The 11,435-nt window shown below is 74.7% G+C and carries 10 protein-coding genes; 4 read left to right on the forward strand and 6 right to left on the reverse strand.

The features are described from left to right. Window positions 1–58: 58 nt before the first annotated feature. The 5 genes from rplI to AC2TDM_RS16800 all read right to left on the reverse strand — a co-directional run bounded on the left by rplI (window position 59) and on the right by AC2TDM_RS16800 (window position 4,261). Window positions 59–508 carry a 50S ribosomal protein L9 gene (gene rplI / locus AC2TDM_RS16780; protein ID WP_090032692.1) on the reverse strand — a complete coding sequence of 150 codons (450 nt, stop codon included), beginning with the start codon at window positions 506–508 and terminating at the stop codon, window positions 59–61. Between the two features lie 14 nt (window positions 509–522). Beyond that, a complete protein-coding gene (rpsR, locus tag AC2TDM_RS16785; RefSeq protein ID WP_090032693.1) occupies window positions 523–759 on the reverse strand; it encodes a 30S ribosomal protein S18 in 237 nt (78 codons plus the stop codon). A 102-nt stretch (window positions 760–861) separates the two neighbouring features. Beyond that, a complete protein-coding gene (locus AC2TDM_RS16790; RefSeq protein WP_484635388.1) occupies window positions 862–1,407 on the reverse strand; it encodes a single-stranded DNA-binding protein in 546 nt (181 codons plus the stop codon). Window positions 1,408–1,546: 139 nt separating this feature from the next. After that, window positions 1,547–1,840, reverse strand: a complete 294-nt coding sequence (rpsF, locus tag AC2TDM_RS16795; protein ID WP_090032697.1) for a 30S ribosomal protein S6 — start codon at window positions 1,838–1,840, stop codon at window positions 1,547–1,549. A gap of 111 nt (window positions 1,841–1,951) precedes the next feature. Continuing rightward, a complete protein-coding gene (locus AC2TDM_RS16800) occupies window positions 1,952–4,261 on the reverse strand; it encodes a transglycosylase domain-containing protein (protein WP_484635389.1) in 2,310 nt (769 codons plus the stop codon). 446 nt (window positions 4,262–4,707) lie between these two features. On the opposite strand from AC2TDM_RS16800, the gene AC2TDM_RS16805 reads away from it, so the two are divergent. From AC2TDM_RS16805 to AC2TDM_RS16820, 4 genes are all read left to right on the forward strand, one after another. Beyond that, window positions 4,708–5,376, forward strand: a complete 669-nt coding sequence (locus AC2TDM_RS16805; protein WP_090032773.1) for a PadR family transcriptional regulator — start codon at window positions 4,708–4,710, stop codon at window positions 5,374–5,376. After that, window positions 5,373–6,464, forward strand: coding sequence for an inositol-3-phosphate synthase (locus AC2TDM_RS16810; protein WP_484635390.1), 1,092 nt, complete (start codon window positions 5,373–5,375; stop codon window positions 6,462–6,464). The genes AC2TDM_RS16805 and AC2TDM_RS16810 overlap by 4 nt, the downstream gene beginning before the upstream one ends. A 184-nt stretch (window positions 6,465–6,648) precedes the next feature. Beyond that, complete coding sequence (locus tag AC2TDM_RS16815; RefSeq protein ID WP_484635391.1) at window positions 6,649–7,956, forward strand: MFS transporter; 1,308 nt, start codon at window positions 6,649–6,651, stop codon at window positions 7,954–7,956. Further along, complete coding sequence (locus AC2TDM_RS16820; protein WP_484635392.1) at window positions 7,953–9,671, forward strand: PP2C family protein-serine/threonine phosphatase; 1,719 nt, start codon at window positions 7,953–7,955, stop codon at window positions 9,669–9,671. Before AC2TDM_RS16815 ends, AC2TDM_RS16820 begins: the two co-directional genes overlap by 4 nt. Window positions 9,672–9,738: 67 nt before the next feature. On the opposite strand, the gene AC2TDM_RS16825 is transcribed toward AC2TDM_RS16820, so the two are convergent. After that, window positions 9,739–11,187: a CCA tRNA nucleotidyltransferase gene (locus tag AC2TDM_RS16825; RefSeq protein ID WP_239078775.1), complete on the reverse strand. Its 1,449-nt coding sequence runs from the start codon at window positions 11,185–11,187 to the stop codon at window positions 9,739–9,741. Window positions 11,188–11,435 lie beyond the last annotated feature (248 nt).

Genomic DNA, 11,435 nt, shown 5'->3' on the forward strand with positions numbered 1-11,435 from the left:
CGTCGTCGTCACCGGCGCCCGGGGAGCAGGTCCCCGGTGCCGGTGGGTGCTGCGGGTGTCAGGCCGCGACGACCTTGACGGTCACCGTGGCGGCGACCTCGGCGTGCAGCCGGACGGACACCTTGTACTCGCCCGTGGCCTTGATGGGCTGGGCGATCTCGATCTTGCGGCGGTCGACCGCGGGCGCGCCGGCCTCCGTCACCGCGGCGGCGATGTCGGCGGTCGTCACCGCGCCGAACAGCCGCCCGCCGGCACCGGCGGTGGCCCGCACGACGACCGGCCGGGACTGCAGGGAGTCGCGCGTGGCGCGCGCCTCGTCGAGCGTCGCGATCTCGCGCGCCTTGCGGGCCTTGCGGATGGCGGAGACGTCCTTCTCGGCGCCCTTGCTCCACGCCGTGGCGAGGCCGCGGGGCACGAGGTAGTTGCGGGCGTACCCGTCCTTCACCTCGACGACGTCCCCGGGGGCACCGAGACCGGTGACCTCGTGGGTCAGGATGAGCTTGGCCATGGTGGTCCCCTCTCTCAGCGCGCCGACGACGAGTACGGCAGCAGGGCCATCTCGCGCGCGTTCTTGACGGCGCGGGCGATCGCGCGCTGCTCCTGCACGGACACCCCGGTCACCCGGCGCGCACGGATCTTCCCGCGGTCGGAGATGAACTTGCGCAGCAGCGCGGTGTCCTTGTAGTCGACCACGTCGATCTTGGCGACCTTGAGCGGGTTCTGCTTCTTCTTGGGCTTGCGGACGACGGGCTTGGCCATCGCGGTGCTCCTTCTGCTGGAGCCCCGAGCGTTGCCGTGCTCGGGGATGTGGGTGTCAGGGGTGGGTCGCACCCGTCAGGCGCGACCCGGTGGGGACGTCGGTCAGAACGGGGGCTCGTCGGAGTAGCCGCCGCCGGACGAGCCGCTCGCGGGCGTGGCCCACGGGTCGTCGGACTGGCCGCCGCCGCCGGAGGACGAGCCGCCGCCGTAGCCGCCGCCACCTCCGCCGCCGCCGTAGCCGCCACCACCGCCGCCGCCGAAGCCCCCGCCGCCGCCACCGGACCGCTGGGTCCGGGTGACCTTGGCCGAGGCGTAGCGCAGGGAGGGGCCGACCTCGTCGACCTGCAGCTCGACGACGGTGCGCTTCTCGCCCTCGCGCGTCTCGTACTCGCGCTGGACGAGCCGGCCGACCGCGATGACGCGGGTGCCCTTCGTCAGCGACTCGGCGACCTGCTCGGCCGCCTCGCGCCAGATGGAGCAGCGCATGAACAGCGTGGTCCCGTCCTTCCACTCGTTCGACTGGCGGTCGAACGTGCGGGGGGTCGAGGCCACCGTGAAGTTGGCGACGGCTGCGCCCGAGGGCGTGAACCGCAGCTCCGGGTCACCCGTGAGGTTCCCGATGACCGTGATGACGGTCTCTCCTGCCATGACTGCTGCTCCCTCCGAGAGCTGGACCTGCGACGCGACGACGGACGTGCGACGGCCGCCCGCGGGCGGCCCCGCCGGTCACCCTAGGGACGGGCGCCCACACGCGTGGGCGGTCGTCCCCAGGACCGGCGGTGCGACGTCACTTCTCGGCGCGGAGGACCTTCGTGCGCAGGACGGCCTCGTTCAGGCCGAGCTGGCGGTCGAGCTCCTTGGCCGTGGCCGGGGTCGCCTGGAAGTCGACGACCGCGTAGATGCCCTCGGACTTCTTCGCGATGTCGTAGGCGAGGCGACGGCGGCCCCAGATGTCGACCTTGTCCACGCTGCCGCCGTCGGTCTTGACGACGGTCAGGTAGCGGTCGAGCGACGGGGCGACGGTGCGCTCCTCGATCTCGGGGTCGAGGATGATCATGATCTCGTACTGACGCAGGCTCATACCCACCTCCTCTGGTCTCGGCGGTCACGGTCGGTCCGTGACAGGAGGGTGTGTGCGTCGCGGCGCCGTCCCGGCCGGGAGGCAGGGGTGCAGGCGCAGCAGCGGACCAGGCTACCCGGTCGGCGCCGCGCCCGACGAATCCCCTGCCCCGCCGCCCGCACCGTCCCCGGCGTCCTCGCCGCCGGGGGCCGGGGTGGGCGCGGTCGTCGCCGGCGGTGCCGTCGGCGCCGGCGCGGCGGGCGCCCCGGACGACACCACGACCCGCACGGCGTCGCCCGCCGCGAGCGCGGCCCCGGCCCCCGGCTCGAGCCGCACGACGCGCCCCGCGGCGATCTCCGCGGAGGGCTCGGCGACGACCTCGGCCGCCAGCCCGGCGCCCTGCAGCGCGGCGACGGCGTCGGCCTGCAGCGTCCCGACGAGGCCCGACGGCACGGTCACGGCCGCCGGCTCCGCGGTCGGCGTCGCGCTCGGCGTGGGCGTCGGGGTCGCGGACGGCGTCGTCGTCGGCGTGGCGCGGCCGCCCACCCCGGCGCGCGGCGGGAAGTCCCGCACCGCGGCGAACCGGGGCTGGTCGAGCACGGGGTCCATGTAGGTCGCCCACAGGACCGCCGGCCAGGTGCTCCCCGTGATCTCGCGGACGCCGCCGAACGGCGTGACGGTGACGGGGTTCTTGCCGAACCCGCCCTCGTCGTACTGCGTGAGGACCACGGCGGTGGCGATGGTCGGCGTGTACCCGACGAACCACGCCGACAGGTTGTCCGTCGAGGAGCCGGTCTTGCCCGCGACGGGCACGTCGATGACGCGCCCCACGTTCCGCTGCCCCGTGCCCCGCTCGACGACCTGCGTCATGGCGTACGTCGCGTCGGCCATGACGTCGGCCGCGAACACCTGCGTCCGGGTGCTCTGCGCCGTGTACGCCACCGTCCCGTCGGAGTAGGTCGCGGACCGCACCACGAACGGGTCGGAGTGGAAGCCTTGCGCGGCGAACGTGGCGAAGGCGTCCGCCATGTCGAGCGGGTGCACGAAGTCGATGCCCAGCACGTTCGACGCCCTGTCCGGGGTCACGGCCGTCCGGATGCCGGCGCGCTGCGCGACGTCCGCGGTCGCCGCCGGCCCCACCTGCACGTTGAGCTGCGCGTAGACCGTGTTGACCGAGTCCTGCGTGGCACGGACGAGGTCGATGCGTCCGTAGTCCGTGCCGCCGAAGTTGCTCACGTCCTCGCCGGGGTTCCCCCAGCCCTCCGGCTCCTGCGGCGAGTTGCCGTTGTACGTCGTCGTCAGCGGGATGCCCTGCTCGAGGGCCGCCACCAGCGTGAACGGCTTGAACGTCGAGGCCGCCTGCGCGGTGAGGTAGGTCGCCGCGTTGCGCGCGTCGGCCAGGTAGTCCTGCCCGCCGTACAGGGCGACGACGCCGCCGTCCGCCGGGTCGACGGAGACGATCGCCAGCCGCGCGGCGGGGTCCGGGGCCGACCCGCCCGCGAGCGTGCCGTCCCAGAGGCTCGTCGCGGTGGCGACGGCCTGGTCCTGCGCCGCCTTGTCGAACGTCGTGTCGATGGCCAGGCCCGCGCGCTTGAGCTCGTCCTCGGTCATCCCGAGCCGGTCCTGCGCCTCGGCCTCGACGAGCTTGAGCAGGTACCCCGTCGGCCCGGCGTAGGTCTGCGACTCCTCCTCGACGACCGTCTCCGGGAACACCGCCGCGTCCCGGTCGGCGGCCGTGATCCACCCGTCCTCGGTCATGAGGTCCAGCACCCGCTCCCAGCGCTGCTGCGCGCGCTCGGGGTTCGTCGCCGGGTCCCAGTTGTTGGGCGAGGGGATGATCCCGGCCAGGAGCGCCGCCTGGCTGATGGTCAGCTGCGCGGCGTCGACGCCGAAGTAGGCCTGGGACGCCTCCTGGATGCCGTAGGTGTCGCGGCCGAAGTACACGGTGTTGAGGTAGCGGTCGAGGACCTGGTCCTTCGACTCCTGCCGCGAGATCTTCAGCGCCAGCAGGGCCTCCTTGGCCTTGCCGACGTACCCGATCGTCGAGCGCTCCGTGTAGTAGTTCTTCACGTACTGCTGGGTGAGCGTCGAGGCGCCCTGCGTGTCCCCGCCGCGCACGTTGTTGACGAACGCGCGCGCGATCCCCGTCACGGAGATCCCGCGGTTCGTCCAGAACGAGCGGTCCTCCGAGGCGACCACGGCGTTGCCGACGTAGTCGGGCAGGGTCGAGGTGTCGACGATCGTCCGCTGCAGCCCGGGCAGCTCGCCCATGACCTCGCCGCGGGTGCCGTCGGCGTTGCCCCAGTAGACCGTCGTCGTCTGGTACGTGGCCTCCTCGCCCGGCGCGGGCACGTCCACCAGCGCGTACGCGGCGACGCCGAGGCCCACGACGAGCAGCAGCAGCCCGACGAGGGACCCGAGCACGACGCGCCAGGTCGGCACGAACCGCCGCCAGCCCGTCCGCCGACGACGGCCGGCGCGACCGCGTCCCGCGCCCCCGGACGTGGCCGCCCCGGCAGCACCCGTCGTGCGGCCGCCGGGCCCGCGCCCGGTGGCGCGTCCGGCCCCGCTCGCGGCCGTGCGCGGCACGCGTCGCGGCGCGCCCGACCCCTGTCCGTCCCTGCCGGCCACTGCTGCCACACCCCTCGTCGTCCGGGCCGGGAGGTGCCCCGGCGACGGTCCAGTATGCGGCGGGCCCTCCCACCCGCCGCCGCCCGGGACCGCCGGCGGGACGCACGTCCCCCGGACCGGCGCGCGACCTCCACAGGACACGCACACGCCGTACCACGTCCCCGGTTGTCGCCCGGGGCGCGCGCCCCCTACTCTCCCGATGTATCCACTCGATACATCGGGTGCACGACGAGCAGGACGAGGGGCAGGTGACCACGGTGCGCGCACGCCAGCAGGTGCTCGAGACCGCGATCCTCGGCCTCCTGCACGACGCCCCCATGCACGGGTACGAGCTGCGCAAGCACCTCAACCTCGTGCTCGGGTCGTTCCGCGCGCTGTCCTACGGCTCGCTGTACCCGTGCCTGCGGGGCCTCGTGTCCCGCGGCTGGATCGAGGGCACCGAGACCATGGACGGTCCGGCCGTGTCCACCCGGCGGGCACGCATCGTCTACGCGCTGACGCCCGCGGGCAAGGAGCACCTCCAGGCGGAGCTGGCCACGTCCGGCCCCGCCTCGTGGGAGGACGAGCACTTCGACGTCCGGTTCGCCTTCTTCGGGCAGACGGACGCCGAGACACGGCTGCGCATCCTCGAGGGCCGCCGCTCGCGGCTCACCGAGCGGCTCGACACCGTCCGCCAGGGCCTGGACCGGGCCCGCGGCCGCGTCGACGAGTACACCCTCGAGCTCCAGCGCCACGGCCTGGACCTCGTCGAGCGCGAGGTCCGCTGGCTCGACGAGCTCATCGCCCACGAGCGGGGCAGCACCACCCACCCGACCACCGGTGGCGGCCGTCCGGCCGACCCCGGTCCCACCGACGCCATGCGGGCGGTGCGGCAGGACAGGCCTGTCGTCGACCCCGGGCGCACCACCCAGAAGGAGCGAGGATGACCTCCATCCGCGTCGCCATCGCCGGCGTCGGCAACTGCGCCGCGTCGCTGGTCCAGGGCGTGCACTTCTACGCCGACGCCGACCCGCAGCAGCGGGTCCCGGGCCTCATGCACGTCGAGCTCGGCGGCTACCACGTGCGCGACATCGAGTTCGTCGCCGCGTTCGACGTCGACGCGAAGAAGGTCGGCTTCGACCTCTCGGAGGCGATCCTCGCCTCGGAGAACAACACCATCAAGATCGCGGACGTCCCGCCGCTGGGCGTGACCGTGCAGCGCGGCCCGACGAACGACGGCCTGGGCAAGTACTACTCCGCGACGATCGAGGAGTCGGACGCCGAGCCCGTCGACGTCGTCCAGGCGCTGAAGGACGCGAAGGTCGACGTCCTCATCTCCTACCTGCCCGTGGGCTCGGAGGAGGCGGACAAGTTCTACGCGCAGTGCGCCATCGACGCCGGCGTCGCCTTCGTCAACGCGCTGCCGGTCTTCATCGCCTCCGACCCCGAGTGGGCCAAGAAGTTCGAGGACGCGGGCGTGCCGATCGTCGGCGACGACATCAAGTCCCAGGTCGGCGCGACGATCACGCACCGCGTGCTCGCCCGCCTCTTCGAGGACCGCGGCGTCGTGCTGGACCGCACCTACCAGCTCAACGTCGGCGGCAACATGGACTTCAAGAACATGCTCGAGCGCGAGCGCCTGGAGTCCAAGAAGCTGTCGAAGACGCAGGCCGTCACGTCGAACATCGACGAGGGCCCGCTCGCCGGCAAGAAGGAGGACCGCAACGTCCACATCGGCCCGTCGGACTACGTCGCGTGGCTCGACGACCGCAAGTGGGCGTACGTGCGCCTCGAGGGCCGCGCCTTCGGCGAGGTCCCGCTGAACCTCGAGTACAAGCTCGAGGTCTGGGACTCGCCGAACTCCGCGGGCATCATCATCGACGCCCTGCGCTGCGCGAAGATCGCCAAGGACCGCGGCGTCGGCGGACCGGTGGACCCGGCCTCGACGTACTTCATGAAGTCGCCGCGCGTGCAGCTCGAGGACCAGCGGGGCCGCCAGGTCCTCGAGGCCTTCATCGCGGGTGAGGACGCCTGACGCGTCGTCCCCCCGCAGGTCCGCACGTCACGACGACCCCGGTGCCCCCGCGCCGGGGTCGTCGTGCGTCCGTCCGTGCGTCCGTCCGTGCGTCCGTCCGTGCGTCCGTCCGTGCGTCCGTCCGTGCGTCCGGAGCCGGACGCGGACGTGGTGGCCTGTCGGCGCGGGGTCGTAGCCTGCGCGGGTGCAGGTGATCGACGACCTCCGGGCCCTGGTGCCGCTGCCCGGGTTCCGGCGGCTGCTCGCCGTGCGCCTGACGAGCCAGACCGGGGACGGGCTGTTCCAGGCCGGGCTGGCGACCCTGTTCTTCTTCTCGCCCGAGAGCGCGAGCACCGCGACCGGGGTCGCGACGGCGTTCGCCGTGCTCCTGCTGCCTTTCGCCGTCGTCGGCCCCTGGGCGGGAGTCCTGCTCGACCGGTGGCGGCGGCGGGGGGTGCTCGTCGTCGGCAACCTCGTGCGCGTCGCGCTGACGCTCGTCCTCGCGGCGCTCATGGTGACGGTCGGGGTGGGTCCGGCCGTCTACGTCCTGGCGCTCGTCTGCCTGTCCGTGAACCGCTTCCTCCTCGCGGCGCTCTCCACGTCGCTGCCCCGGGTCGTCGAGGGCGAGCGGCTGCTCACCGCCAACGCGCTCACGCCGACCCTCGGCGCGGCCGCCGCCGGTGCCGGCGCGGGGGCCGGGGTGCTGCTCGGCCTCGTCGTGCCCGCGGGCGGGGTGCGGGACGTCGTCCCGCTGCTCCTCGCCGCGGCGGCGATGGCGGTGGCCGCCGCACTGGCGTCGCGGTTCGCGCCGGACGGGCTCGGGCCCGACGCCGTCGTGGCCGGCGCCGCGCTCGCGCGGGCCCTGCGCTCGCTGGCCGGGGGGCTGGCGGAGGGCGCGCGGCACCTCGTCGCCCGCCGCACGCCGGCCGCGGCGCTCGGCGTCATGGCCTGGCACCGCTTCCTCTACGGCACCGTGTTCATGGCGAGCATCCTCATCTCCCGCAACCTGCTCGCCGACCCGGCCGATCCCGCGGCCGGCCTCGCGGTCTTCGGCGGGGTGCTGGCGGCGTCCGGCGCGGGCTTCGCGCTGGCGGTCGTCGTCACGCCCCTCGTCGCGCCGCGCCTCGGCCCCCAGCGCTGGGTCGTCGTCTGCCTGCTCGTCGCCGCCGCGAGCCAGCTCCTCGTCACGGTCACCGTGGCGCGGTGGGCGCTGCTGCTGGCGGCGGCGGTGCTGGGGCTGGCGGCGCAGGCGGCCAAGATCGCGGTGGACACCGTGGTGCAGCGGGACACCGCCGACGCGTACCGGGGCCGGGCCTTCGCCCTCTATGACGTCCTCTACAACGCGGCCTTCGTCGGGGCCGCCGCGCTCGGCGCCGCCGCCCTGCCCGACGACGGGTGGTCGCCGCCGCTGTTCGCCGCCCTCGCCGTGGCGTACGTCGCCGGGGCCGCCGGGTACGCGGCCGTGTCCCGCACCGACCGGCGCACGGGCGACCTCGAGCGGGTGGCGGCGTGAGCGGGGACCGCGCCGTGACCGCCACCGGCTGGTCCGCGGAGGACGCCGCGGACCTCGTCGCCGACCACCTGCTCGTGCGTGCCGCCCGCGACAGCGGCGTGGCGGTCACGCTGTCCGACCCGCACCTGCCCGACGAGCCCGTCGTCTGGGTCAACGACGCCTTCACGGCGCTCACCGGGTACACCGCGGCCGACGTGCTCGGCCGCAACTGCCGGTTCCTCCAGGGACCCGGGACCGACCGCACGGCCGCGGCCACCCTCGACCGCCGCGTGAGCCTGGCCGACACCCAGACGCAGGTGCTGCTCAACTACCGCAAGGACGGCACGCCGTTCTGGAACCAGATGGTCATCGCGCCCGTGCACGACGAGGCGGGCCGCATCACCCACCGCATCGGTATCCAGGTCGACGCCACCGACCGCGTGCGCCTCGAGCAGGTCCGCGACGTCGAGCTCGAGCTCGCGCAGGCGACGACCGCGCGGCTGGACCTGCTGGCCCGGGTGAGCGACGCGCTCGCCTCCCGGCTCGACTACGCCGACGCGGTGGACACGCTGGCCGACGTGGCGGTCCCGGCCCTGGCCACGTGGGGCTTCGTCGTCACCACCGACGAGGCGCGGCGGGTGGAGCGGCTGCACGTCGTCACCCGGGACCGGGCGCGGCGGGAGGACGCCCTGGCGCTCGAGCACGACACCATCGGCTGGCTGTCGCGCTCCCCGCGCGTCAACGCGGCGCTGCGCGGCGAGGACCAGCACGTGTCGGCGCCCTGGGACGTGGTGCCGGATGAGGTGGCGACGCGCACGACGCCCGAGCAGTTCCGCGTCCTGGAGCGCCTCGGCCTCGGCAGCGCCCTCGTCGTGCCGCTGCGCGCCCGCGGACGGGTCATCGGCGCCATCGTCCTCGTGCACCGCGAGGCGGGCGGGTTCGGCGCCGAGACCGTCGTGACGGCGGCCCACCTCGGCCGCCGGGCCGGGCTCACGCTCGACAACGTGCGGCTCTACCTGCGCGAGCGGACGTCCGCCCTGACCCTGCAGCACAGCCTGCTGCCGGAGATCCCGGACCTGCCCGGCATGGACGTGGCGGCCCGTTACCTGCCGTCCGGGCAGCGGGCCGAGGTCGGCGGGGACTGGTTCGACGTGCTGCCGCTGAAGTCGGGGCGCGTGGGGCTCGCGGTCGGGGACGTCGTCGGTCACGACATGCAGGCCGCCGGCGCCATGGGCCAGCTCCGGTCGATGCTGCGCTCGGCGGCGTGGCGCGAGACGGACCCCGTGGCCGCCCTCGCCGAGGTCGACGAGCTCGTGCGCGCGCTCGACATCGGCGCCATCGCCACGGTCGTGCACCTGGTCTGGGACCAGGACGGCGACGGCGCGCGGGTCGTCTTCGCGCAGGCCGGGCACCCGCCCGCGCTCGTGCGTCGCCCCGACGGCACGGTGGAGCGGCTCGACGGCGCCCTGAGCCGTCCCGTCGGCCTCGGCCCGATGGACCCCACGGCCCAGCGCGAGGTCCGGCTCGAGCTGGGTGCGGTGCTCGTCGCCTACAGTGACGGGCTCGTCGAGCGGCGCGACCGTCCCCTGGTCGAGGGGATCGCCGCCCTCGAGCGGGCGCTGGCCGAGGCGCCGTTCGACGCGGGGTCCGCCGGCGTGCGCGACCACCTGCTGGCGCGGCTGGTGCCGGAGCGCCCGGAGGACGACCTCTGCCTGCTGGTGGTCCGGCACCGGTAGCAGCACCGGTAGCAGCACCGGTAGCGGCACCGGAGGAGCCACCCCGGGCGGTCCGACGGCACGGCCCTCAGGACCCCGCGGCGCCCGTCCGGTCGGCCCACCAGCGCAGGAGTTCCGCGCGAGCGACGTCCTCGCCCAGCGGGCCGCGCTCCATCCGCAGCCCGAGCAGGTAGCCGTAGGCGGCGCCGACCTCCCGGCCCGGCGGGATGCCGAGGACCTCCATGATCTGCGTGCCGTCGAGGTCCGGGCGGACCGCCGCCAGCTCCTCGGCCTCCTGCAGCCGGACGATGCGCGCCTCGAGGTCGTCGTAGGCCGCCGAGAGCCGCCGCGCCTTGCGCACGTTGCGCGTCGTGCAGTCCGAACGCGTCAGGCGATGCAGGCGCTGCAGCAGCGGCCCGGCGTCCGTGACGTACCGGCGCACGGCCGAGTCCGTCCACTCGCCCTCGCCGTAGCCGTGGAACCGCAGGTGCAGCTCCGTCAGCCGGGCGACGTCCTTCACGGTCTGCTTGTCGAACCGCAGGGCCTTGAGCCGCGCGGACGCGAGCTTGGCGCCCACCACCTCGTGGTGGTGGAAGCTGACCCCGCCACCCGTCTCGAAACGGCGCGTGCGCGGCTTGCCGACGTCGTGCAGCAGGGCGGCCAGCCGCAGGACGAGGTCGGGCCCCGGCACCGGGCCGTCGGGACCCGTCTCCAGCGCGATCGCCCGGTCGAGCACGGTCAGCGAGTGCTCGTACACGTCCTTGTGCCGGTGGTGCTCGTCGATCTCGAGCTGCAGCGCCGGCAGCTCCGGCAGCACGTGGGCGGCCAGGCCGGAGTCGACGAGGAGCTCCAGCCCGGGCCGGGGCCGGGCCGCCAGCAGCAGCTTCGTCAGCTCGTCGCGCACCCGCTCGGCGGAGACGATCGTGATCCGGTCGGCCATCGCCCGGACCGCCGCGTCCGCCGCCGGGTCCAGCGCCATGCCGAGCTGCGCCGCGAAGCGCGCCGCGCGCATCATGCGCAGGGGGTCGTCGTCGAAGGACCGGTCCGGCGCGATCGGCGTGCGCAGCACCCCGGCCGCCAGGTCCGCCAGCCCGTCGAACGGGTCGACGAACACGAGGTCCGGCAGACGCACGGCCATGGCGTTGACGGTGAAGTCGCGCCGCGACAGGTCGCCCTCGAGCGTGTCCCCGAAGGCGACGAGGGGCTTGCGGGAGGCCGGGTCGTAGGCGTCGGTGCGGTAGGTCGTCACCTCGGCGACGACGTCCTGCCCGCCCGCCACACGGCGCCGGGCGCCGATGGTCCCGAACGCCTTGCCGATGTCCCAGTGCGCGTCGCCCCAGCGGGCGAGCAGCCGCTGCGTCTCGTCGGGGGAGGCGGAGGTGGCGAAGTCGAGGTCGGCGCTCACGCGCCCGAGGAAGGCGTCGCGGACCGGCCCACCGACGAGCGCGAGCTCGTGCCCCGCCGCGCGGAACCGCTCCCCGAGCTCGCGCGCCTCCGCCGGCAGGCCGGCCAGGACCCCCGCGGCGCGCCGGCGCAGGGCGTCGAGGTCGGCACCCGCCGCACCACCGACCACACCCCCCGACACGCCACCCTGTGGACGCGGCGTCCCTCCGGCGACGAGGGGCTCCCCGTCGCCGGGCGCGTCCGGACGGGTCGTCGGCCTGGGCTCGTGCGCGAGGTCGGCCGGCTGCTCGTGCGCGGGCTCGGCCGGCTGCTCGTGCGGGGGCTCGGAGGGCTGGGGCACGGGGTCCAAGCCTGCCAGACCGCGCAGGGGGAGCGTTTACA

Source organism: Cellulomonas sp. plas2 (assembly GCF_057221735.1).